Source organism: Paraburkholderia sp. BL21I4N1 (assembly GCF_002973525.1).
Taxonomy (GTDB): Bacteria; Pseudomonadota; Gammaproteobacteria; order Burkholderiales; family Burkholderiaceae; genus Paraburkholderia.
The window spans coordinates 245,601-268,146 of sequence record NZ_PVEN01000006.1 but is presented as its reverse complement, the minus strand read 5'-3'; the positions used below and the strand labels follow the sequence as shown (position 1 = coordinate 268,146).

The following is a 22,546-nucleotide window of genomic DNA, read 5'->3' as shown; positions in this document are numbered from 1 at the left end:
ACCATGGACACCGCAACCGAACTCCAGCGCCACGATCTGCTGATCGATGGCAAGCGCTTGCCGCCGGGCACCGGCGAATACTCGGTCGACATCAACCCCGCGACCGAAGAGCCGATCGCGCTGGTCGCGCAAGGCAGCGCCGCCGACGTGGACGCCGCAGTGCAGTCGGCGCGCGCCGCGTTGAAAGTGTGGAACGGTATTCGTGCCGCCGATCGCGGCCGCATCTTGGCGCGTCTTGCCGGACTGATGCGCGCCAATCTGGAAGAACTCGCCGCGCTCGAAAGTCTCGACGCCGGCAAGCCGATTGCCTCGGTGATGCGTCAGGACATTCCCGCCGCGATCGATACGCTCGAGTACTACGCCGGCTGGTGTGACAAGATCAACGGCCAGGTCGTGCCGGTTCGCCCCGACGCGTTGACGTACACGTTGCGCGAGCCGGTCGGCGTGGTCGCCGCGATCGTGCCATGGAATTTCCCGTTGATGATCGGCATGTGGAAGATCGCGCCGGCCCTCGCGTGCGGTTGCACGCTGATCGTCAAGCCGGCGGAGATCACGCCGCTCACCGCGTTGCGGATCGGCGAACTCGCGTTAGAAGCCGGCGTGCCGCCTGGTGTGCTGAATATCGTCACCGGCAAGGGACGCGTGGTGGGCGACGCATTGGTCGCGCATCCGGGCGTCGATAAAGTGACGTTCACCGGTTCGCCTTCGGTAGGACGCGGCATTCTGCAAGGCGCGGCCGGCAACTTCAAACGCGTCACGCTGGAACTCGGCGGCAAGTCGGCCAATCTGATTTTCCCCGACGCGAATCTCGACAATGCGGTGCGCGCGGCGGCGTCGGGCATTTTCTTCAATACCGGCCAGGTGTGTTCGGCGGGCTCGCGGATTCTCGCGCATCGCGATGTGTACGACGAAGTGGTCGAGCGGCTGGCGGCGCGGGCCAAATCGATCAAGGTCGGCGATCCGTCGGCGCGGGAAACGTCGATGGGGCCGCTTATCTCCGCAGCGCAGATGAAAACGGTGCTCGGCTATGTGGAAACCGGCCGCGCGGAAGGGGCGTCGCTCGTTACCGGCGGCGCGCGAATCGGCGAGCGCGGATTTTTTGTCGAGCCCACGGTATTCGCGAACGTCGAACATGAAATGCGTATTTCGCAGGAGGAAATCTTCGGCCCGGTTGCCAGCGTGATCCGCTTCAACGACGAAGCCGACGCGCTACGTATTGCCAACGGCACGCTGTACAGCCTCGCGGCGGGCGTGTGGAGCGCGGATATCGGACGGGTGCATCGGGTTGCGCGCGATCTGCGAGCGGGCACCGTGTGGATCAATACGTACGGCTATACCGACGTGCGTTTGCCCTGGGGCGGCTCGGGCGACTCGGGTTTCGGCCGCGAGCACGGCGATGTGGCGATCGAGAACTTCACCGAGCCGAAAGCGGTGTGGCTCGCGATTGACCAATAGCCGCCAGATAACGGATTCATCGCAAACGAATCACCCATGAAAAAAGGATCGAACGCGCACGGCGTTCGATCCTTTTATCGCATCAAGCACTCGAACCTGAAAGTGATCAGGCGCCCTGCAACGCCATCCGTTCACGCAGTTTGACGAGTGCCAGCACGACGTCGATCGTCGGCGTCGGCTCGGCGACGAGTCGGCCCATTTCCTGCACGACGGTCAGCAGCGGATCGATTTCCATCGGCCGGCGGTTCTCCAGATCGACCAGCGTCGACGTCTTGTGCGCGCCGACCGCGCCCGCGCCGTCGATGCGCCGCTCCACATCGACCCGGAAATGCACGCCGAACTGCTCCGCAATGCGTTGGGCCTCGAGCATCATGGTGCGCGATACCGCGCGCGTGCCGGGGTCGCTGGTGAGCACGTCGAGCGTGGCGTGCGTCAACGCGCTGATCGGGTTGAAGCACAGATTGCCCCACAGCTTGAGCCAGATCTCGTCGCGGATATTGTCGCGAATCGGCGCTTCGAAACCCGCCGCCTGCATGATCTCGTGCAACTGCTGAATGCGCGGCGTGCGTTCGCCGTCAGGCTCGCCGATCGGGAATTTCTTGCCGTACACATGCTTGATGACGCCCGGTTCGATGATTTCGGCGGCCGGATAGAGCACGCAACCGATCGCCCGTTCAGGGCCGAGTTTGGTCCACTGAGAGCCATCCGGATCGACGCTGGCGAGACGCGTGCCGGCGAACTTGCCGCCATGCTGATGAAAGTACCAATACGGAATGCCGTTGACGCCCGTGACGATTGCCGTGTGCTTGCCGAGCAGCGGCTGCATTGCATCGACTACACCGGGCAGCGAGTGCGCTTTCAGCGTGATGATCACGAAGTCCTGCACGCCGAGTTCACTCGGGTCGGACGTGCAGCGCACCGGCGCGCTGATCGTTTCGCCGTCCATGATCAGCCGTGCGCCATGCTCGCGCATGGCTGCCAGATGCGCGCCGCGCGCAACAAAACTCACGTCGGCGCCGGCGCGTGCCAGTTGCACGCCCATCAACCCACCTATTGCTCCCGCTCCGAAGACGCAGATCTTCATGGTGCCGCTCCTGTGACGATGAAAAGTCGCTGAACCGATGCCGGAAATGCGTCATGCGCGGCGGCGGGTCTCAGCATGAGCATACGGATACGGGGACGATACGGATAGTTAAAGTTTCTCCGTCCATGCATTGCGTATCGGTTATGGAAGCCGGGTAGGCCATCGCGGCTTACATTCAGATTGCTCACGGGCAAACCAGGAAGCGTCCCGGCGAATGCTGCGACGAATTGGGAAATTTCGCGGGCCTAACTTGCTAACCCGAAGGCAGAATGCGAGTCCCTCTGCAAAACGAAGTATTCGACAGCGCAATGCACACAGTGATTCACCAAACCACAGGCCGAGATTTCGCCGATATGGAGAGCGCTCTCGCGCGCCTGCTCGACGTCATGCTGGTCGCGCTGGGGGCGGCACTGGCTTCGCTGCTTTGCCTCGCCGAGTCGGGTCACTCGATTGTCGAAACGTCGTTCGTGGCATTCGACATGGCCATCGCAATCCTGCTGCTGCCGTGGTTCAGCGTGTACGACTCGTGGCGCGGCCGTTCGAAATGGCGCTTGAGTGCCTGCATCGTGTTCGGCTGGATCGCGGTTCAGGCGTGTGGCCTTACGGTCATGTTTCTGCTGCACCGCACAGCGTCGCTGTCGCGACTCTGGTGCGTGGCGTGGACGGCGTTTACGGCCTGCGGTCTGGTGGTATCGCGGCTGCTGGTGCATGCCGCGCTCGGCCGGATGCGGCGTGCGGGCCGCAATCTGCGTACGGTCGCCGTGGTGGGCGCCGGCGCTCATCGCGACGGCGTGATCGCGCAGATCGCGGCCGCGCCCGAGGCGGGTTTTCGCGCCGTGGCGAGCTTTAACGCTTGGCCGGATAGCGAACCGGATGTCGGGGGTTTGCCCGCGTTCCGGCCGTTGCATGAATTTGCGGACTGGGTGCGCCGCGAGCAGGTCGACGAGGTCTGGCTTGCGCTGCCCATGTCCGATGAAGACACGGTGTTGCGAGTCCTGGCGGCGTTCAGCGGCGACCTCGTCAATGTGCGCTTTCTGCCTGACGTCCGCAGTCTCGTGATGTTCGATCGCAACGTGGTCGATCTGCTCGGCTCGCCGGCAATCAATCTGATGGCCTCGCCGATGACGCCCTATGCGCGGTTGCAGAAAGCGCTGTTCGACCGGTTGTTTGCCGCCGTGGCACTGCTCGCGTTGGCGCCGCTGATGCTGCCGATCGCGATTGCCGTGAAGACGACGTCGAAAGGGCCGGTGCTGTTTACACAACGTCGCAAGGGCGCCGACGGCCGCGTCTTTCGCATCTACAAGTTCCGTTCGATGCGCGCGCACGCGCTGCAACCCGGTGTGGTTCGCCAGGCCACGCGTGGCGATTCGCGAATCACGCGCGTCGGCGCGTTCTTGCGGCGCACGAGCCTCGACGAGTTGCCGCAATTTTTCAACGTGCTGCGCGGGGAAATGTCGGTGGTCGGCCCAAGACCGCATGCCCTGGAGCACGACGATCAGTACCGCGGTCTGGTCGACGGTTATATCCACCGCTACCGGATCAAGCCGGGCATGACGGGCTGGGCGCAAGTTAACGGCTTTCGCGGCGAGACCGATCGAATCGAAAAAATGCGCGGGCGCGTCGAGCACGATCTGTATTACTTGCGCAACTGGTCGTTCGGATTGGACATGCGCATTGTCGTCGCGACGATCGTGAAGGGGTTTCTGAATCGCAATGCTTATTGACGCCCGTCGGCACTTGGCATTGCCGAGCCTGTAGAGGTTACGTCTCATCAGATCATGAATCAGCCTGCCACGGTGTGGCGGGCGAGAGCCGCGCTTTGGCGCGCTCGTTCGAGGAGTAGGTTGAACACGATGTTTGCTTTAAAGAAGAACCTGTCCCGCTATCGCTTTGGGATGCTGACAATCGCGGTGACGCTATTGACCAGCGCATGCGCGGTGGCGCCGGGTATGCGTATGCAGACCTCGGCGGCGGCAGCTGTGAATACGACCGATTCGTCACAATCCGTGGGGGAAAACAGTCAGGCCGCAGTGAGCGAGAAAATCGACGCGACGGCCGCCACACCAGAAATTGCGATCACTGAAGTCGACGCGGCGCTGATCTCGCAATTGGCCCAACGCCGTCGGCAGCAACAACTCGAACTGTCGCAACTGCTGTCCGGCACGCCGCGCGAATACGTGGTCGGTGCGGGCGACGTGCTGCAGATCGTGGTTTGGGATCATCCGGAATTCGCGGCCGCGCTCGGATCGTCGCAGATCCAGTCGTCGGCGCGGCCCGGTGATCCGCTTGCCGGTTTCATCGTCGATCAGAACGGCAGTCTGACGTTTCCGTACGCGGGCACGCTGCAAGTGGCGGGTCTACGCACCGACGAGATCCAGCAGCGCCTGAGCATTACGCTCGGCAAATATTTCGTCAAACCGCAGGTGACTGTGCGGATGGCTTCTTATCGGGCGCATCAGGTTTATGTGGACGGTGAAGTGCATAGCCCAGGCGCGCTGTCCGTGAACGACGTGCCCATGACGCTGTACGAAGCCCTCAGTCGCGCCGGTGGCTTCAGCGACACGGCCGATCAAAGCGACCTCGTGCTGGTGCGCGGCGGCCAATCGCATCGCGTGAATCTGACTCGGTTGCTTGAACAGGGTGTGAGCCCGTCGCGGCTGTTTCTGAATCCCGGCGACGTGCTGCGCGTCATGCCGCGCGATGAAAACGGCGTGTATGTCATGGGCGAAGTGAACAAACCGGTCTCGGCCGTGCCGCGCAGAACCGGTGTTATCACGCTGGCCGACGCGCTCTCGCAAGCCGGCAGCGTGAACGCCTCGACCGCCGACGCCGCGCAGATGTTCGTGATTCGTGGTTCGTCGACGGGCACACCGCAAGTGTTCCATCTCGACGGCCGTTCGCCTGTCGCGATGCTGCTCGCCAAAGACTTCGACTTGCAGCCGAAAGACGTCGTGTATGTGGACGGCAGTGGCCTCGTTCGCTTCAACCGTGTGCTGACGCTGTTGATGCCGTTGATCAGCTCCGGTTTGACCGCGGGAGTGATCGCGAAATGAGCGGCGTGCTGATGGTGTGTGAAGGCAACGTGTGTCGTAGCCCGATGGCGGCGGCTCTGCTGAACAAGGCGTTGCCGCAAATCCCCGCGCGCTCGGCCGGCACGCGCGCGCTCGCGGGTCGCCGCGCGGCGCCGTTCGCCGTGGCGTTGATGGACGAGCGGGGACTCGATCTGCGCCCGCATGTGGCGGCGCCGCTAACGTCGGCGCAGGTGCGTAGCGCGCAATTGATTCTGGCCATGACGCGAGCGCAATGCGGGACGATCGAACGCGTCTTTCCGTTTGCGCGGGGCAAGGTGTACCGCCTCGGCGAGCACGATCGGCTAGATATCGTCGACCCGTATCAACGCGGTCGATTCACCTTTGAAATGGCGGTGGCGCAGATCGAGCAGGGCGTGCGGCGCTGGCTGGATGCGATTGCCGGGCTGCAGCACTGAATCATGAGCATTCACACTAACCCTGTTCCCGTCGCGGCTCGCCACGACGATGAAATCGACCTGTCCGAAGTCACGTCCGTGATGATCGAAAACCGTGGGCTGATCGCGACGATTACCGCGGCGATCCTCACGCTCGGCGTCGCCTATGCCTTTCTTGCCACGCCGGTGTATCGAGCCGACGCGACGGTCCAGGTCGACGACGCCAACGACGCGCTTAACGACAAGCTGGGCGATCTCGCGCAGATGTTCAACGGCAAGGCGAGCGCCGACGCCGAGATCGAACTGCTCCGCTCGCGCGGTGTGGTGGACGACGCGGTGCGTCAACTGCACCTCGATATCGATGCAAGGCCGCGCTATTTCCCGCTGATCGGTCGACGGATCGCGCGAAGTGCGTCCGCTGACACGCTGGCCGAGCCGATATGGGGATTGGCGCGCTTCGGCTGGGGCGGCGAGGCGCTGCAGGTGTCGCAATTCGACGTACCGCCTAGCCTCTACGACAAAAAATTCACGCTGATCGCCGGCGCCGGCCAGCAATTTCAGGTGCTGGACCCGCATGGCGATCCGGTTTTGAAAGGGCGCGTCGGCGAGGTGCTGGACGGCATGACGCCGGCGGGACCGGTCCGCCTGCGAGTGGAGGGTGTGGTCGCGCGCGCGGGGACCGAGTTTCGCTTGAGCCGCGCGTCGACGCAACTCACCACGGCGCTATTGCAAAAGGCCCTGGATGTCGCCGAGAAGACCAAGCAGTCCGGTGTCATCGGGATCCGGCTCGACGGCGACGACAGCGCGCGTACCGCGGCGACGGTCAACGCGATCGTACGTGGTTACGTGCGCCGCAACGTCGGCTGGAAGTCCGCTCAGGCGCAACAGATGCTCGGTTTCCTCGGCAATCAGTTGCCGCAGTTGAGGGGCGACCTGGAGCAGGCGGAGCAGCGCTACAACACCTTTCGCAACCGCAAGGGCACCGTCGATCTCGACGCGGAGGGCCGCCTGTTGCTGCAGGCGATCGCCGACGGCAAGACGCAAACGTCCGCGCTGCAACAGCAACGCCTGGAATTGCTGCAACGCTTCACGCCGTCGCATCCGTCGGTCACCGCGATCGACGCGCAACTGGCCGGTCTGCGGCGTCGGCAGGCCGAACTGGGTGCGAAGGTTGCCGCGCTGCCGGATACGCAGCAATCGGCCGTGCGGTTGATGCGCGAAGTCGACATCAATTCGGGTCTCTACACGAATCTGATGGACAGCGCGCAGCAGCTAGGCGTGATGAAGGCGGGGCAGCAGGGCAACGTGCGCGTGGTCGATTACGCGGTGACGGCCGAAGAACCGGTGAAACCGAAGCAGGCCATCGTGATCGCGGCCGCCGCGGCGCTGGGTTTGATGGCGGGCGTGGCGGCCGCGCTGGTACGGCGCGCGTTGCTGAATGGCCTCGAAAGCCCGCTTGAAATCGAGCAGATTGCCGACGCCCCGGTCTATGCGGTCATCTCCCACAGCGAGCGGCAACTACGCGTGCAGCGTGCCGCCAGCCGGAGTGAACCGGGCGCTCACATTCTGGCGGTGGCCGCGCCGGACGACATTGCTGTCGAAGGCGTGCGCAGTTTGCGCACGGCGCTGCAGTTCCGGCTTGCCGAGGCGCCGAATAACGTCGTGATGATCACCGGGCCGCGGCCCAGCATCGGCAAGTCGTTCCTGTCCAGCAATCTCGCCGTGGTGCTGGCGTCCGTGGGCAAGCGGGTGCTGATCGTCGACGGCGACATGCGGCGCGGCAAGCTGCATCAGTACTTCGGATTGCCGCGCGAACGCGGGCTGCCGGACATGATCGGCGGCGCGAGCCTCGATAGCCTGGTGTGCCGCGAGGTGTTGCCGAACCTCGATGTGCTGACGCGCGGCGGCGGCACGCCGATGCCGGCGGAAATGCTGTTCGGCGAGCGCCTCGGCATTGTCGTCGAGCAGATGGCTAAAGCGTACGACATCGTGATTCTCGATACGCCGCCGGTGCTCGCGGTGACCGACTCGGCGCTGATCGGCAAACACGCCGGCACGACCTTGCTGGTGATGCGTCATGCGCGCCACAGCGTCGCCGAACTGCGCGAGACCACCCGGCTGCTCGGCGCGGCCGGCGTGCCGGTCGACGGCATCGTGCTGAGCGACGTGCCGCAACGTGCGTCCGATTACGCCTATTCCCCCTATCACAGCATGCCGGAGACGGCGGGTTGAGCCCACGTCGCGTTGGAGATGAATCGATGAGAAGAAGAGTGTTGCTGACGTTCGGCACCCGCCCCGAAGCGATCAAGATGGCGCCGCTCGTCAAGCGGCTGCAACGGACCGCCGCTGTGGAGTGTCTCGTGTGCGTGACCGGCCAGCATCGCGAGATGCTCGACCAGGTGCTCGACCTGTTCGACATTCGCCCGGACTTCGATCTGAACGTGATGAAGCGCGGCCAGGATCTGTATGACGTGACCGCGTCGATCATGCTCGGCATGCGCGACGTGTTGAACGCGTGCCGGCCCGACATGGTGCTGGTTCACGGCGACACCACGACGACGCTGGCCGCGACGCTCGCGGCGTTCTATCAGCGGATTCCGGTCGGTCATGTCGAGGCAGGCTTGCGAACCGGCAATCTGTTGTCGCCGTGGCCCGAAGAGGCCAACCGCAAGATAACCGGTGTGCTGGCCTCGCTGCATTTCGCGCCGACCGAACGGGCGCGCGACAACCTGCTGGCGGAAGGCGTCGCGGCGCAGCGGATCGTGGTGACGGGCAACACCGTCATCGACGCGTTGCTGCAGGTGCGCGGCAGGCTCGCGACGGACCCCGCGCTCTGTCGTGCCGCGGAGCAGTTGCTGCCGCGTTTTGCGCGTGAACGGCGCGTGATTCTGGTGACGGGGCATCGGCGCGAAAGTTTCGGCTCGGGCTTCGAACAGATTTGCGCCGCGCTGCTGCAGATCGCGCGCGCGTATCCGGATGTCGACATCGTGTACCCGGTGCATCTGAATCCGGGCGTGCGCGAGCCGGTGAACCGGTTGTTGACCGGCGTGGCGAATATCCATTTGCTGGAGCCGCTCGATTATCTGCCGTTCGTGCGCTTGATGGACCGCGCCTCGCTGATTCTGACCGACTCGGGTGGCGTGCAGGAAGAAGCGCCATCGCTCGGCAAACCGGTGCTCGTGATGCGTGAAACGACCGAACGTCAGGAGGCGGTCGACGCAGGCGTCGTGCGGCTGGTGGGCACCCACGCGGGGCGGATCGCCGACGGCGTCGCGCAATTGCTGAACGACGCCGACCGTTATCGCGCCATGACGCGCGGCGGCAACCCATATGGAAATGGCGACGCTAGCGATCGCATTGTCGATGCGCTCGCAACGTTCTGGAACGACGCGATCGCAGCATGAAACAGACCAAAAAATGGAAGGAAGAGAAGCAATGAGTTTCGACGTCATCTCAGTGGTCGGCCTGGGCTACATCGGATTGCCGACGGCGGCGGTTTTCGCGGCACGCAGAAAGCAGGTGATCGGTGTGGACGTCAACCGGCACGCGGTCGACACGATCAACCTCGGCGAGATTCACATCGTCGAGCCCGAGTTGGACATGCTGGTGCACGCGGCGGTGACGCAAGGCTATTTGCGCGCGACCTCGACGCCGGAGCCGGCCGACGCATTTCTGGTCGCAGTGCCGACGCCATTCGCCGACGGCTATAAACCCGACCTCAGCTATATCGAAGCCGCGAGCCGCGCGATTGCAGCGGTGCTGAAGAAGGGCGATCTGGTGGTGCTCGAGTCGACCTCGCCGGTCGGCGCGACCGAGCGGATGGCCGCATGGATGGCCGAAGTTCGTCCGGATCTGACCTTCCCGCAGCAGGCCGGCGAAAACTCGGACATCCGCGTCGCGCACTGTCCCGAGCGCGTGCTGCCGGGGCATGTGCTTCGCGAACTGGTCGAGAACGACCGCGTGATCGGCGGCATGACGCCGAAATGCGGCGAACGGGCGCGTGATCTGTACCAGTGCTTCGTCCGCGGCGAATGCATTCTGACCGACGCGCGTACCGCTGAAATGTGCAAGCTCACCGAGAACTCGTTTCGCGATGTGAATATCGCGTTTGCGAATGAAATGTCGGTCATTTGCGACAAGCTCGATATCAACGTATGGGAGTTGATCCGGCTGGCCAATCGCCATCCGCGCGTCAGTATTCTTCAACCGGGACCGGGTGTCGGCGGGCACTGCATTGCGGTGGACCCCTGGTTTATCGTCGATTCGGCGCCGGAGCAGGCGCGTCTGATCCGCGCCGCGCGCAACGTCAACGACGACAAGCCGCGCTACGTGATCGAGCGGGTCGAACGTGCGGCGAAGCGTTTCAGGGAACCGGTCATTGCCTGCCTCGGGTTGGCGTTCAAGGCGAATATCGACGACCTGCGCGAGAGTCCGGCGCTGGAAATCGCGCGTGAGTTGGCGGAGCGGTTTGCCGGGCAGGTGCTGGTGGTCGAACCGAACATCAGGACCTTGCCGGGCGTGCTGGAGGGCAAGGCTCGTCTTTGCGAGCTGAACGACGCGCTTGCTGAGGCGGACGTGATTCTGGTTCTGGTCGATCATGCGCCGTTCAAGCGCGTCGATCCGGTGCGATTGCAGGCGAAGGTGGTGATCGATACGCGCGGATTGCTGGCGAATGGTTAAGCGACCGACGTGGCGAAAGTGGTGCGCGGTGGTGCCGGGATCGGGCCATGCGTAACGCCGTGATCAAACGGTTCGAAGCGCTTTTATGCACCGGTTCGCCGGGGCTATATCGCGTGGTGACGTTCTTCGCCGTGCAGCATATCTACTCGCTGGCCGAATTGGGGCAGGTCGCCTCGACCATGTCGGTTGCGCAAATGGCCGGGTTTTTCACGGCGATCGGCTGGGCCACGCTGATTCTGGTGCGCCTGCCCGGTGCGGCCGACGAGCAGGCCGCCGTCGACGCGTTCTATCCGCTCGCGGCAATGGCGGTCGTAACAACGCTGGCAGTGACGTTGGCGAGTAGCGCGTTAGGGCTGTCCGGTCTGCTGCAATTCGACATGTCGGGCTTCGTGTCCCTGCTGTGGGGATGGACGGCATATCAGGTCGCGCGCCATTACCTTGTCGCGTACAAGCGCTATCGGACGGCGGTTCTATGGGACATGGCGCTAATCGCAGGCTCCAGCTTATTGCTGTATCTGGGCCAACGGAATGGATGGCCGCCGTCTTTCGGATTGGCTGCCGCGCTTGGCCTTATTGCCGCCGGTATGTTCATGGCAATCGGTCTGCCGTCGCGCGGCGCGTGGTGGCGGGCGTTCGACATGAAAGGCCTGCAGTTCGGTCTGACGAACTTTCTGTCCGGTGGTATGGCGCTGGTTCTCGTGCCGGCGGCAACGCTGATGTGCGGTGCGTCGTTCGCGGGTATGTTGTCGTTGCTCGCTTCGCTGACGGCGGTCGGCATGCTGTTGCCACGCGCGATCTCGATCGCGCAATTGCCCGAGCTGGCGATGTGCAAGTCGGCGGGGTTGCCGTTCGACGACACGCTGCGTGACATGCGCCGCAACATCGGGTGGTCGAACGGCGCGGTGCTGGCGGTCAATGTGGTCGTGGTCGTCGGCATGACGGTTCGGCATCTGCCCGACGGCGCCGAGCGCACGGCCGCGATCGTCGCCGGATTGCTGCTCGCGGTGCAGTGCGCGGTCGGGATGATGGGCATGGTCGGCAGCAGCGTAATGATGGCGTTCGAGAAAGGCGCCGACACCGCGAGGATCAACCTGGCGACCACCGGGGCGTTCGCCGTGCTTTTCGCGCTTTGCAGCTGCCGAGGCGGCCAGGTGGGATTTCTGCTTGTGCTGGTGTCGGCCATTGCGGTGACAGGCCTTCGCAACTGGCTTGTCTGCGGCAAGGCAGCCGAGGTGGTCCGCCAATACGCAATGCAGCGCGGCGGTACTGAGCTTGACCGGATGCACCCGGTGTCCATCAAGCAGGCGGCGCGATCATGAGCGCCACGCGAGGGTTCGTGTCCGGCGCCACGACACGGCGGCCGTTGACGCTCCATTCAATCGGCGCGTGGGGCGTCGCGCTGGCTTATCTGGTGTTCTGCATCAGCGACACGATGCTCACACTCGAAGACGAGCGCGCGCAACTCGTCAAGATTTTCGCTTTCTGCCTGCTGTTGCTGGCGATTTCGCTCAGGCCGAGGTTGCATCGTTTGATCGTGCTGGCCGCGCCGCTGCTGTTCGTGCTCTGGATCGGCCTCGTGCGCTCGTTCAACGCCGACGCGGGAATGGAAGAGTTTCTCCGCTTTCTGTTTCCAATCGTTATCACGGTTGCGCTATTTGCCTATCGCGACCGCATCGATACGGTTCTGACGGTATTTTTCGTTGTCGTACTCAGTAACGATCTATTTCAATGCTATTTCTATCTGGCGTATCTCACCGGTCTGCCGGTGCTGTTGCCGATCCGTATCGATTCGGGTTTGTTCCTGCGGGCTCAAGGTTGGATGGGGTTCTTCTCGGAGTTCAGTTTCATCAACTTCTGTGCGTTCCTGCTGTGCCGGCAGTACAAGCCGACGGAGCGGTCCCGTGCCCTGTCGTGGTTATTCGTTCTGTTCGCGCTGCTTGGCTTCTCGTTCAAGATGTTCGCGACATTGGCGGTTTATCCGCTGATCGCGAGGAAAGTGAGCCCACGTGTCTGGCTGATGGGCGGCGCGGCGGCAGGCGCGGCACTCTGGGTGATTGCCAACGGCTATCTGGACTCGCTGCTCAACGTGGCGTCGGCCAAGATTTCGTTCTATATCGTCGAAGGCAATTCAGCGCGGGCGGAGTCTTACCGGGTGATGTTCGAGTCGCTGGCCAAAGGTAATTTTTTTGGGGAAGGGCTCGGTTCGTTCGGCGGTCCCGCATCGGTCAAGTACGGTTCGCCGCTTTATGGCTACTACCACTTCAACTGGTATGGGCTCGGCAGCATCCTGAAGACAACCGACACTTTCTATCCGCACCTTTTCGTCGAAATCGGCTTGCTGGGCGCACTCGTGTGGCTAGGGTTCGTGTTGCGCTATGGCCAGGGACAACGGGTCGGCATGCCGTGGTTGTTCGTCGTGTTGGCGTTCTGCTTCGACAACATCTTCTCAATGGCCTTTGTCTCGCCTTCGTATGTTTTTTCGGCGTTGCTCGTCATGCACGCCTTTTCGCGATCCGGCGACAAAGTACATGGTTCAGGCGTGGTTTGCTCACGCCAAAACTTCGAAAGGCGCCGATGAAGATTCTCGTAGTCACGAACATGTACGCCGGACGCAACGCAGCCCAACCCACTCAAGGTGTGTTTGTGACCGAACAGGTCCTGGCGTTGCGTGAACTGCACGGCGATGAGGTCGACGTTTTTCTGATCGAAGGCTGGCGCGGCCGGCTCGCGTACCTGGGGTCTCTTTTTCGTGTGGCAGGACGGGTCAAGGGTAACGCGTACGACGTCGTGCATTATCACTTCGGGCTGAGCGCCTGTTCCGCGCCGCTGGTCAGACTGTTGTCCCGCTCGAAAGTCGTGGTGACGTTTCACGGTTCCGACGTCATGAGGCCCGGCTGGATCAAAGCGATATCGCTCGCCGCGGCACGTTTCGCGCACGCTTGCATTGGCGTGAGCGATGAGATCTCCACGAGAGTAAGCCGCATTTCACGATGCTGCTCGACCATTCCCTGTGCCGTCAACGAGACGCTATTCGTGGAGCCGATCGACTACGGGAAAGCCGCGACTCGCCGCAAAATCGTGGTCTTTCCTTCATCGCCGGAAAGAGCGGAGAAAGACTACCCGCTTTTCAGCGCGGTTATGGCGCAGTTGTCGGGCTCGTTGGGATGCGATGTGGAGGAACGGCATATCGACGGCCTCAATCGCGGCGAGGTACGCGACCTGCTTCTGCAGGCCGATTGTCTCCTGATGACCTCCGAAAGAGAAGGCTCGCCGCAGTCGGTCAAGGAAGCAATGGCGGTCAATCTACCCATCGTGTCTGTCGATGTGGGCGACGTCAGGCATTTGCTTCAGGGCGTATCGAACTGCGCGGTGATCGAGGGCCGTGACGCGGCGACGCTCGCGCGCGCCACGGCCGACGTGCTGAAACGCGCGATACGTTCAAACGGAAGAGCACGGTTGAAGTCGCTTGGCTATTTCTCAGCGGACGTGGCGGCGCGGATCGACCGGCTCTATCGAGCGATTTCGGGCGACGTTCGCGGCGGTCGGCAACGTTTGTCTTCCGTCACCTCCACTGACTCGGCTCACCCTTCGAAACAGCAGGATCTCTCATGAAACGCGTCGAACTCTTTTCCTGTCCCTTGGACATTGCAACGATGAACGAGACCGTCGACTGGATCGGCGCGCGGATCGAACGCAAGCAGTTTACGCAGCACGTCGTGGTCAACGTGGCAAAGCTAGTCCATCTGCAGACCGACGCGGAACTGGCGGCTTCGGTGCGCGCGTGCGACATCGTCAATATCGACGGCATGGGCGTGGTGTGGGGCGCACGGCTGTTGGGGCTGCCGGTGCGCGAACGCGTGGCCGGGATCGATCTGTTCGAGCGGCTGTTACGGCTGTCGGCACAACGTTCATTGCCGGTGTTCCTGCTCGGCGCAACGGACGCGGTGGTGACGCGCGCGGCCGCGGCGGTTTCAACGCGTTATGCCGGGCTGCGGATCGTCGGCTATCACCACGGCTACTTCTGGGACGATGAAGCCGCGGTCGTGGACATGATCCGTCGCTCGGGCGCGCGATTGCTGTTCGTCGCGATCACGTCGCCGAAAAAAGAAATGTTCATCAATCGCTGGAAGTCGCATCTCGGGGTCGACTTCGTGATGGGAGTGGGCGGTACGTTCGACGTCGTCGTCGGCAAGGTGCGTCGTGCGCCGGACTGGATGCAGCGCAATGGTCTCGAATGGGCCTATCGTGTCACGCAGGAACCGCGCCGCATGTGGAGGCGCTATTTCGTCACCAACAGCCGGTTCGCGCTGATGCTGCTCAAGGCGCGTATTGCCATGACGCTTCGTCGCCTGAATGGTGGGTCGGCGGGTGGATAAGGCACATAGAACGATCGCGGTCGCCGGAATGTGGGTGCTATTGGCGGCGTGCGGTGCGTCGCGGCCGACGCCGCAAGACAGCGGCGCATACACGGTTCTATATCGCAGCGCGTGGCGTAACGGCATCGATCCGCGCTTGACGATTCAGGCCCCTGAGGAGGATTCCGTTTCGACCGTCGCCATGCCGCAATTCAACGGTATCGCGTTGAAAACGACGATGCGCCGCTCGGAAGATTTCTCTCGTGTGGCGAGCGGCACGCCTCGCGCGGAAGTTGTCTTTGCGCCGGTCGTGCATTTTGCGGTGGGCAAGGAATACGAAGTTCGGTGGTCCACCATGATCCCAGCCGGTTATCCACTCGACACGCGGCAGCCGGAGATCATTACGCAATTGCATCAAGGCGGCTTCACCGGATCGCCGCCATTTGCGCTCATCCTTGCGGGCGATCATTACCAGGTCGATGTGAGAGGCGCTGCAAGCGAGGCGAATCAGTCGGTCACGTTCGGCGCACCCGCGGCCGACGCCGGCAAGGTCGTGAACTGGTTCCTGCGCTATCGTCCTGACGACGAAGGCACGAATGCATTGACGGAGTTGTACAAGGATGGCGTGCGCGTGGTGCACAGCGTCGGTGTGGCCAATGCCTATCCCGGCGACAAGGGCGCTTATCTGAAGATCGGCATTTACAAATGGTGGTGGAAAACGCGGCCCTCCGATGTCAGCGATCGCACCATGTACTACGGCAACGTGGAAATCGTGGAGCGTGGCGAAGCTAGGCGTGTTCCGTTCAATTCACGCTTTTGACAAAGCCCGGGTCGCCGATCAACGCGTCGATGCTCAGCTTCACGGTATCTTCGATCGCAATGGTGTTGCTGGTGAATTTCGGCGACTTTTGCCTGACCGTTTTGGTGGTTGAAAACACCACTTTCCGGGTTGCGGCGTCGGTGACCACGTAGTGCATTTTCAGCGTCCACGAGGCGGGTGAGCGTTCGTCGTCTACCGTGAATTTCTCGATGCTGCCGCTCAGAATGCGTTTGCCCGAGTCGAGATGAAAACCGGACAACTGCAGGCTGCGCACGATCCCGTTGTGCACAGCCTCATTGATATCGTCCTTGAGCACGATGCCGGTCATGGCGGTGTTTTCTATCCGGTTCGGCGATACCGTGCCGTTGCGTGCCGCCATGTAGGCGAAGTCGTGGGCCGGCGCCACGCTCAACGAGCCGGTGGGATGCGCGGTATTCGCGCGCGGCGCGCAATTCAGACCGAACCAGGACCAGGAGCAGGCGGACAGCATCAACGGCAGCGCGATCACGCCGCAGCCTTTGAGGACGGTGGACCGGCGGGGCGAACGCAGTGAGCGGGGCGACGGCAGGCTCCGTCGTGGCGTCTCAGGTGCTGTGCTGGAATGAGCGGCGGTCGAGGTCAGAAGATTTGCCTTTTGGAAAAAGTCATCCGGTACAGAGCAGCATGGTAACAGCGAGCCGGGCGCGGACATATTCTCCGTGCCTTCGGCGGCATCATAACGAGGCGGCGCGCCGATCGACATCGCGTCATTAGAGCGCTGCTGCTACACGGGAATCGTCCGGGTGCATTCGAGGCGGGTAGCGGCGTGGTCGCGCTGCGGGTTTGGGGCGCTCAGAAGAAACCGGCTTTGCCCTGCGTCATATCCACCAGTGCCCGCCGTGCGTTTTCGAGTGCGTTGACGGGCAGACGGATCGTCATCCTCACCAGCATGGCGTGCCCGGTGTCGGTCAGCGTATAGCCCTCGGCGTCGATCCAGCGGCGCACTTTCGCCTCGTCGGCGTAACTCACTTCGACCGTGAGCGTGATCTGCGCGATGCGTTCGACGCGCGGTGCGTCCAGCAAAGCCGATGCGATCGCGTCGGTGTACGCTCGTACCAAACCGCCCGCGCCGAGCTTCACGCCGCCGTAATAACGCACGACGGCCGCCAGCACGCCGTCCAGATCGTGATGCCGCAGCACTTCGAGAATCGGCCGGCCCGCGGTGCCGGACGGCTCGCCGTCGTCCGACATGCCGGACTGGCCGCCGGCCAGCAGCGCCCAGCACACATGGGTGGCGGCCGGATGCTCGTCACGCAGACGACGCAATTCAGCCATCGCGGCGTCGCGATCGGCGACCGGAATCGCGTACGCGATGAAGCGGCTCTTGCGGATCTCGAGTTCCGACAATACGGACGTTGAAAGGGTGTGACTCACGTTGATATAGGTTGAATTAAAACAAATTAAATCAGCTGCCTGGGTCGATTATCCGCTGCATTCGCAGCGCTGCGCTTGGGCCGGCTACGACGTGCTCCTTCGATGCGGCGCCGACATGAACGGGCGATGAAAAGAGAACCTCACGGCGGAGCGTATCAAAGCTTACGCGCGCCAACCAGGTAGATCGAGTCGACGCTTTTGCGCGAAAGACCGGTTGTCGGGTCGGGCGGTTTGCGAAGCGTCGGAACACACTCGTCTACAATGTTTCGCAGAACGCGCGCTGGCACATTGAACCCGGCGCGCCATCAAGGAGACGACATGCTCGACTTATCCACGTTAGGGACTTTCGTTGCCGTTGTACTCGGGCTCTTTCTGATCCCCGGTCCGGCGGTCTTGCTGGTGTTGACGCGTACCGTGCATGGTGGCCGCAAGGCCGGCATTCTCACGGGCCTCGGTGTGGCCACGGGCGATTTCGTTCATACGCTGGCCGCGTCGGTCGGACTCTCGGCGCTGCTGATGACCTCGGCACTCGCCTTCAACGCAGTGAAATTCGCCGGCGCGGCCTACCTCGTTTATCTCGGCATTCGTGCCTTGCGCGAGAAGCAGACCCAGGCGCATTTACCCACGGTCGCGCCGGTGTCGCCTTCAAAAGCCTTCTTTCAGGCCATTCCCGCCGAAGTATTGAATCCCAAGACCGCGCTGTTTTTTCTCGCGTTTTTGCCGCAATTCGTGCGACCCGAACACGGCTCCACGTTTTTGCAATTCACCACGCTCGGACTCATTTTCGTCGGCATGAGCGCGCTTTATACGACGCTGATCGTGTTGACGATTCGTCCGCTCGGCAAGCTCGTCAAGCGGCTGACCTGGTTGAGCCGCTGGCAGAACAAGATCATCGGCGTGCTGTTTATTTCGCTTGGTCTGCGCGTCGCCACGCAAACGCGTTGAAGTAATCGCGCGGTGTTACGTCCGTCTCTTTGCGTGCAAAGCGGACGTTGACACCGCGGGTTGTGCTAGATATTGCGGCGCTGCCGTCTCAGGCGGCCCTCACGCGCATATTCCATTTGCCCCTCGGTGTGAACCGCGACCTTTTCCTGCGCGGCGCGATTCGTTCGCCGCGTATCGTCGATGTCGCCGACCCGCAGCACTTCCTGGGCGATTCTGATGCGTAGCGTCATTAGCGGTTCGCCGCGTTCGACCAGCGTGCGATCTGCGGCACGTGCCTGCTGAACGCCGCTATCGATCAGCAGACGCAGCTCCAGCAGCGTGAGCCGCTGACGTTGAATTTCGAGGATGAGCCGCTGTACGGCGTGTTCGTCGCGCGTACGCCACCAGGCTCGCAGTTCGGCGAGCGTGGGAGGATCGAAGGGAGGAAGGCGCATTGCTCAGACGAAAAATACTGTATATATGTACAGTATATCCCGTCTTTTTACGGAAGCGCGTAGCGCGCGGCGGCGTTGTGTCGGCCGCGCGTTGGCCACTTTGTCGCCGCGAAAAAAGCCGCGTCGCGGCCGGTTTCGATCAACTCAGCTCAACGCGAGCATGATCGACGTCGAGACGACGATGATGAACAGACATGCGGCAGTGAGGATGTCGTACGGATAGTTCATGGCGTAACCATCTAACGTGTCGGCGGAAGCATCCATCATAGGCAGAAGCGTGGCGGGGAAATGTCAAGCATTGCAAGACCCCGCTTGTTCGATAAACGAATGTGATGCGGCGTAATTCAATGCGCTTCGAAACGCGAGCGTTTATTCGTCGCCATGCTGGCAGAAACGTCGCCCCGGCACATGCGAGACGACAGCCTGAGCGATCTCGAACGGCGTGCTTTCGGCGGGCACGACCCGGCGACTCGATTCAGGTGTGTGTTTCATGGTCCATTCGACGAGACGGTATGAACGTCCCCAAGGCGGCTGCAGTGGATCAGAGACCTTGCACGAGTGAATCTGCCGGACCCATTCATTGCCAGGTAGGGCACGCAGATGCTCGAATACCGTGTCTTCAACCATGTTTGACTCCTTCTTCGCAGGCCTGCTGCCTGCCTTTCGGCGCGTCCCCGACACCCCGGAGAAAAAGCGCCGCCGATGTTCTGGCGGCTCAACAGGGGATGTTGTGCAGTCATAGTTACAGCAAAGAATTAAGCCAGACTTAAGAGCGTGGAAAAGCGCGGGCGAGTCGATGTGGAGCTTCGGGAAACCGCGCGCGAACCTGCGCGAAAACGCACGTAGAAACTCACGCAACCGCGGTACGTCTCGATTCCCACCCTCAAGACCTCGTGAATTCGGCCGTTATTAAAGCGGTTGGGGCCGTGGTCCCCGCTTGGCCTTCGGGCGCGCCTTATTGATAACGTGACGAATTCCGCTCAAACGCCGCTCTCCGACCGCCTTCGCTCGCTCGTCGATACTGTCCAGCACAACGAGCGCACGCTGCGTCGTTTCCAGAATGTCGAATTGCGTTTGATCGGCGCGCAGGATTTCGCGTCTTTTCTCGACACCTTGTTCAGCCATCTGCCGCGGGAATTCTCGCTGGCCAGCGTGACGCTGTGGCTCGACGACCGTGCGCCGATGCTGCTCGAATTACTAGAGCCGGGCGCTATGCGCGCACTCGGTCTACCCGGTTTGAAGACTTCGCGCGAAGGCGGGCTCGCCGCGCAAGGTCTGTGCGACGAAGGCCGGCCCTGGCTGGGTAGACCCGCGCAACGGGATGACGCCGTGTGCCGCGCATTCTTCGGCGAGGTTCGTACGCACGACAGCCATACGCACGACAGCACCATACCCGCCAGCGCGATTCTGCTGCCGCTCGCCGCGGGCGACACCGTCAGCGGCTATCTGTGTCTCGGCAGCGACGACCCGGAGCGTTTCGGCGAGGGCATGGCCACCGATATTCTCGAGCGCTTCGCGAGCATCGTGACCGCGAGTCTCGACAATGTCGCGCATCGCGAGCGGCTCAAGCAGCTCGGCATGACCGATTCGCTGACAGGTCTTGCCAATCGCCGCTATTTCGACGAACGGTTGCGCGAAGAGATCATGCGCGCGGCCCGGTATAGCGTGCCGGTGGCGTGTCTGTTCATCGACATCGACAGTTTCAAGCGGATCAACGACACCTACGGCCACCAGACCGGCGACCGCGCGTTAGCCGCGGTGGCGGCCTGCGTGCGTCAGCAGGTGCGGCTGGGCGACACCGTCGCGCGGTATGGCGGCGAAGAATTCGCCGCGCTGCTGCAAGGCGATCGGGCCGACGCACTCACCGTCGCCGAGCGTGTGCGGCTCGCGGTCGAACGGCTCGCGTTGCAGGACGATCGCGGCGACCGCATTGCGCTGACCGTGTCGATCGGCGTGGCGGCGCGCACGATTAGCGGTGCGCCGGCCGAAGCGATCACGTACGGCCGTGCGATGTTGGAAGAAGCCGATCGCGCGATGTATCAGGCCAAACGCAACGGCCGCAATCGTATCGAGGCGTTGGCAAAAGCGGGCGATTGAGCAACGCGAGCCCGAGCCCGAGCCCAAGTCAACACTCGAAGCCCCTCAAGTCTCCGGCGCATCCGGCGGCACGCCCAGCAACTGCAGTGCGCCGCCGGTCACGCCGCTGAACACCGGACCGGCCACCGTCCCGCCATAAAACGATTTGCCGGCCGGATCGTCGATCATCACGGCCACGACCAGGCGCGGGTCGCTCATCGGCGCCATGCCGACGAACAGCGCGCGGTAGCGGTTTTTCGCGTAGGTCGCGCCGATCTGTTTGCGCGCCGTGCCGGTCTTGCCGCCGATCCGGTAACCGGCCACCGTCGCCGCGCGGCCTGTGCCGCCGATTCCGGTGGCCATTTCCAGCATCGAACGGATCGCACGCGCGGTAGCCGGCGTGGTGACCGCGTGGCCCTTGTCGGCGGATTGCGCCGCCCCGTTCGCGCTGTCGTGCACCAGACTGACGCGATGCATCGTGCCGTCGCCGGCGTAAGCGGTGTAGACCTGAGCGAGTTGCAGCAGCGACGTGGACAGCCCATAGCCATACGCCATGGTCGCCTGTTCGATCGGACGCCAGCGTTTGTACGGACGCACCTTGCCCGATGCCACGCCGGGGAACGTGAGTTCGGGCCGCAAACCGAGTCCGTATTCCTGATACTTGCTCCAGATCGTTTCGGCCGGCAGATTCAGCGCGAGTTTGGCGAGCGCGATATTGCTCGATTTCTGCACCGCCTCCGCGACCGTCATCGCGCCGTGGTTCGACGTGTCGTGAATCACGGCCGGCCCGATCTTGTACCAGCCGGGCGCGGTGTCGATGATGCTTTGCGGCCGCACCTTGCCTTCGTCGATCGACAACGCGACGACCACCGGCTTGATCGTCGAGCCCGGCTCGAAAGTATCGACCACCGCGCGATTGCGCAGTTGCCGCCCGGTCAGACGCGCGCGGTCGTTCGGATCGAAGCTCGGATAGTTGGCCAGCGCGAGGATCTCGCCGTTGCGCGCGTCGAGCACCACCACGCTGCCCGCCTCGGCGTGATTTCTGGCGATGGCGTCCTTCAACTGCGCATAGGCGAGTTGCTGAATGCGCCGGTCGATCGTCAGGTGGATGGTGTCGCCGTTTTGCGCCGGCACCAGCGGCCGGGTCTCGGACACGACGCGGCCCAGCCGGTCGCGGATTACTTCGCGCTGGCCGGGCACGCCGAGCAGTTGCTCGTTGGCGGCCAGCTCGACGCCTTCCTGGCCGTTGTCCTCGATATCGGTGAAGCCGACCACGTGCGCCGCGGATTCGCCTTCGGGGTAGAAGCGCTTCGAATCCGCGATCTGCGTGATGCCGGCGAGGCCCAGCTTGGACAGATGCCCGGCGGTATCGGCATCCACCTGACGCTTGAGCAGCACGAAGGTCTTGTCGCCGCCCAGACGCCGGCGCAATTCCTCCGGCGGTAGATCGAGCAGTTTCGACAGCGGCGCGAACGCCGATTCGTCGATCAGCTTGGGCGAGGCCCAGATTTCGTAGGTCGCGAGACTGACGGCGAGCATCGAGCCGTTGCGATCGACGATGCGTCCGCGGGTCGCGTCGAGTTCGAGGGTGCGCTGATAGCGTTTTTGCCCCTGATCGACGTAGAAATCCTGGTTCACCACCTGAATCCAGAACGCGCGGGCCGCCAGCGACGCGAACGCGGCGAACATCAGCACGACGACGAGCTTCGAGCGCCACATCGGCAGGCGCGCGGCCAGCAGTTGGTTCTTCGCGACCGGCGCGTAGGGATCGTGCGACTGCGACTTCTTCTTCTGGGTCATGGGGTGCGGATAACGTAC

The 22,546-nt window shown here is 62.9% G+C and carries 21 protein-coding genes; 14 read left to right on the top strand and 7 right to left on the bottom strand.

The genetic code is table 11. The features are described from left to right. Positions 1-3 precede the first annotated feature (3 nt). The gene (locus B0G83_RS18050) at positions 4-1,455 is read left to right on the top strand and encodes an aldehyde dehydrogenase family protein (RefSeq protein WP_105508738.1); all 1,452 of its coding nucleotides are present in this window, start codon (positions 4-6) and stop codon (positions 1,453-1,455) included. A gap of 106 nt (positions 1,456-1,561) precedes the next feature. On the opposite strand, the gene B0G83_RS18045 is transcribed toward B0G83_RS18050, so the two are convergent. Further along, a complete protein-coding gene (locus B0G83_RS18045; protein ID WP_105508737.1) occupies positions 1,562-2,539 on the bottom strand; it encodes a 2-dehydropantoate 2-reductase in 978 nt (325 codons plus the stop codon). Positions 2,540-2,847: 308 nt separating this feature from the next. Between B0G83_RS18045 and B0G83_RS18040 the strand changes: the two genes are divergently transcribed. The 11 genes from B0G83_RS18040 to B0G83_RS17990 all read left to right on the top strand — a co-directional run bounded on the left by B0G83_RS18040 (position 2,848) and on the right by B0G83_RS17990 (position 15,860). Next, positions 2,848-4,263, top strand: a complete 1,416-nt coding sequence (locus tag B0G83_RS18040; RefSeq protein WP_105508736.1) for an undecaprenyl-phosphate glucose phosphotransferase — start codon at positions 2,848-2,850, stop codon at positions 4,261-4,263. Positions 4,264-4,392: 129 nt separating this feature from the next. Then, the gene (locus B0G83_RS18035; protein WP_374954925.1) at positions 4,393-5,592 is read left to right on the top strand and encodes a polysaccharide biosynthesis/export family protein; all 1,200 of its coding nucleotides are present in this window, start codon (positions 4,393-4,395) and stop codon (positions 5,590-5,592) included. Further along, entirely contained in the window at positions 5,589-6,026 is a 438-nt protein-coding gene (locus B0G83_RS18030; protein ID WP_105508734.1) for a low molecular weight protein-tyrosine-phosphatase, read from the top strand. The genes B0G83_RS18035 and B0G83_RS18030 overlap by 4 nt, the downstream gene beginning before the upstream one ends. Before the next feature lie 3 nt (positions 6,027-6,029). Then, the gene (locus B0G83_RS18025; protein WP_105508733.1) at positions 6,030-8,237 is read left to right on the top strand and encodes a polysaccharide biosynthesis tyrosine autokinase; all 2,208 of its coding nucleotides are present in this window, start codon (positions 6,030-6,032) and stop codon (positions 8,235-8,237) included. Between the two features lie 26 nt (positions 8,238-8,263). Next, positions 8,264-9,409: a non-hydrolyzing UDP-N-acetylglucosamine 2-epimerase gene (wecB, locus tag B0G83_RS18020; protein WP_105508732.1), complete on the top strand. Its 1,146-nt coding sequence runs from the start codon at positions 8,264-8,266 to the stop codon at positions 9,407-9,409. 31 nt (positions 9,410-9,440) lie between these two features. Next, on the top strand, positions 9,441-10,685 hold the full coding sequence (gene wecC / locus B0G83_RS18015) for a UDP-N-acetyl-D-mannosamine dehydrogenase (protein ID WP_105508938.1): 1,245 nt from the start codon (positions 9,441-9,443) through the stop codon (positions 10,683-10,685). 47 nt (positions 10,686-10,732) lie between these two features. Then, positions 10,733-12,004, top strand: coding sequence for a hypothetical protein (locus B0G83_RS18010; protein WP_105508731.1), 1,272 nt, complete (start codon positions 10,733-10,735; stop codon positions 12,002-12,004). After that, positions 12,001-13,263: a hypothetical protein gene (locus B0G83_RS18005; protein WP_105508730.1), complete on the top strand. Its 1,263-nt coding sequence runs from the start codon at positions 12,001-12,003 to the stop codon at positions 13,261-13,263. The genes B0G83_RS18010 and B0G83_RS18005 overlap by 4 nt, the downstream gene beginning before the upstream one ends. Beyond that, positions 13,230-14,297 carry a glycosyltransferase family 4 protein gene (locus B0G83_RS18000; RefSeq protein WP_146120256.1) on the top strand — a complete coding sequence of 356 codons (1,068 nt, stop codon included), beginning with the start codon at positions 13,230-13,232 and terminating at the stop codon, positions 14,295-14,297. The genes B0G83_RS18005 and B0G83_RS18000 overlap by 34 nt, the downstream gene beginning before the upstream one ends. Before the next feature lie 41 nt (positions 14,298-14,338). Continuing rightward, entirely contained in the window at positions 14,339-15,061 is a 723-nt protein-coding gene (locus B0G83_RS17995; protein WP_308701465.1) for a WecB/TagA/CpsF family glycosyltransferase, read from the top strand. 28 nt (positions 15,062-15,089) lie between these two features. Further along, complete coding sequence (locus B0G83_RS17990; RefSeq protein WP_181156941.1) at positions 15,090-15,860, top strand: heparin lyase I family protein; 771 nt, start codon at positions 15,090-15,092, stop codon at positions 15,858-15,860. On the opposite strand, the gene B0G83_RS17985 is transcribed toward B0G83_RS17990, so the two are convergent. Together B0G83_RS17985 and B0G83_RS17980 are read right to left on the bottom strand one after the other, a co-directional pair. Next, positions 15,844-16,350: a hypothetical protein gene (locus B0G83_RS17985; protein WP_105508937.1), complete on the bottom strand. Its 507-nt coding sequence runs from the start codon at positions 16,348-16,350 to the stop codon at positions 15,844-15,846. The two genes, B0G83_RS17990 and B0G83_RS17985, sit on opposite strands and share 17 nt — an antisense overlap. A gap of 341 nt (positions 16,351-16,691) precedes the next feature. Continuing rightward, positions 16,692-17,273, bottom strand: a complete 582-nt coding sequence (locus B0G83_RS17980; protein ID WP_105508726.1) for a YigZ family protein — start codon at positions 17,271-17,273, stop codon at positions 16,692-16,694. 318 nt (positions 17,274-17,591) lie between these two features. On the opposite strand from B0G83_RS17980, the gene B0G83_RS17975 reads away from it, so the two are divergent. Further along, on the top strand, positions 17,592-18,218 hold the full coding sequence (locus B0G83_RS17975; RefSeq protein WP_105508725.1) for a LysE family translocator: 627 nt from the start codon (positions 17,592-17,594) through the stop codon (positions 18,216-18,218). A 65-nt stretch (positions 18,219-18,283) separates the two neighbouring features. Here B0G83_RS17975 and B0G83_RS17970 read toward each other — a convergent pair whose 3' ends face one another. The 3 genes from B0G83_RS17970 to B0G83_RS17965 form a co-directional block, all read right to left on the bottom strand. After that, positions 18,284-18,652, bottom strand: a complete 369-nt coding sequence (locus tag B0G83_RS17970) for a hypothetical protein (protein WP_105508724.1) — start codon at positions 18,650-18,652, stop codon at positions 18,284-18,286. Between the two features lie 144 nt (positions 18,653-18,796). Then, on the bottom strand, positions 18,797-18,919 hold the full coding sequence (locus B0G83_RS39170; RefSeq protein WP_258167934.1) for a hypothetical protein: 123 nt from the start codon (positions 18,917-18,919) through the stop codon (positions 18,797-18,799). 102 nt (positions 18,920-19,021) lie between these two features. Further along, the gene (locus B0G83_RS17965; RefSeq protein WP_035555897.1) at positions 19,022-19,279 is read right to left on the bottom strand and encodes a DUF2866 domain-containing protein; all 258 of its coding nucleotides are present in this window, start codon (positions 19,277-19,279) and stop codon (positions 19,022-19,024) included. Positions 19,280-19,618: 339 nt separating this feature from the next. Between B0G83_RS17965 and B0G83_RS17960 the strand changes: the two genes are divergently transcribed. Continuing rightward, complete coding sequence (locus B0G83_RS17960; RefSeq protein ID WP_105508723.1) at positions 19,619-20,749, top strand: diguanylate cyclase; 1,131 nt, start codon at positions 19,619-19,621, stop codon at positions 20,747-20,749. Positions 20,750-20,794: 45 nt separating this feature from the next. On the opposite strand, the gene B0G83_RS17955 is transcribed toward B0G83_RS17960, so the two are convergent. Next, complete coding sequence (locus B0G83_RS17955; RefSeq protein WP_105508722.1) at positions 20,795-22,528, bottom strand: penicillin-binding protein 2; 1,734 nt, start codon at positions 22,526-22,528, stop codon at positions 20,795-20,797. Between the last annotated feature and the right edge of the window lie 18 nt (positions 22,529-22,546).

Coding starts and splice junctions, on each gene's coding strand:
- B0G83_RS18050 (WP_105508738.1), top strand. CDS start 4: ATGGACACCGCAACCGAACTCCAGCGCCACGATCTGCTGATCGATGGC.
- B0G83_RS18045 (WP_105508737.1), bottom strand. CDS start 2,539: ATGAAGATCTGCGTCTTCGGAGCGGGAGCAATAGGTGGGTTGATGGGC.
- B0G83_RS18040 (WP_105508736.1), top strand. CDS start 2,848: ATGCACACAGTGATTCACCAAACCACAGGCCGAGATTTCGCCGATATG.
- B0G83_RS18035 (WP_374954925.1), top strand. CDS start 4,393: ATGTTTGCTTTAAAGAAGAACCTGTCCCGCTATCGCTTTGGGATGCTG.
- B0G83_RS18030 (WP_105508734.1), top strand. CDS start 5,589: ATGAGCGGCGTGCTGATGGTGTGTGAAGGCAACGTGTGTCGTAGCCCG.
- B0G83_RS18025 (WP_105508733.1), top strand. CDS start 6,030: ATGAGCATTCACACTAACCCTGTTCCCGTCGCGGCTCGCCACGACGAT.
- wecB (WP_105508732.1), top strand. CDS start 8,264: ATGAGAAGAAGAGTGTTGCTGACGTTCGGCACCCGCCCCGAAGCGATC.
- wecC (WP_105508938.1), top strand. CDS start 9,441: ATGAGTTTCGACGTCATCTCAGTGGTCGGCCTGGGCTACATCGGATTG.
- B0G83_RS18010 (WP_105508731.1), top strand. CDS start 10,733: ATGCGTAACGCCGTGATCAAACGGTTCGAAGCGCTTTTATGCACCGGT.
- B0G83_RS18005 (WP_105508730.1), top strand. CDS start 12,001: ATGAGCGCCACGCGAGGGTTCGTGTCCGGCGCCACGACACGGCGGCCG.
- B0G83_RS17995 (WP_308701465.1), top strand. CDS start 14,339: ATGAACGAGACCGTCGACTGGATCGGCGCGCGGATCGAACGCAAGCAG.
- B0G83_RS17990 (WP_181156941.1), top strand. CDS start 15,090: ATGTGGGTGCTATTGGCGGCGTGCGGTGCGTCGCGGCCGACGCCGCAA.
- B0G83_RS17985 (WP_105508937.1), bottom strand. CDS start 16,350: ATGCTGTCCGCCTGCTCCTGGTCCTGGTTCGGTCTGAATTGCGCGCCG.
- B0G83_RS17975 (WP_105508725.1), top strand. CDS start 17,592: ATGCTCGACTTATCCACGTTAGGGACTTTCGTTGCCGTTGTACTCGGG.
- B0G83_RS17970 (WP_105508724.1), bottom strand. CDS start 18,652: ATGCGCCTTCCTCCCTTCGATCCTCCCACGCTCGCCGAACTGCGAGCC.
- B0G83_RS39170 (WP_258167934.1), bottom strand. CDS start 18,919: ATGATGGATGCTTCCGCCGACACGTTAGATGGTTACGCCATGAACTAT.
- B0G83_RS17965 (WP_035555897.1), bottom strand. CDS start 19,279: ATGGTTGAAGACACGGTATTCGAGCATCTGCGTGCCCTACCTGGCAAT.
- B0G83_RS17955 (WP_105508722.1), bottom strand. CDS start 22,528: ATGACCCAGAAGAAGAAGTCGCAGTCGCACGATCCCTACGCGCCGGTC.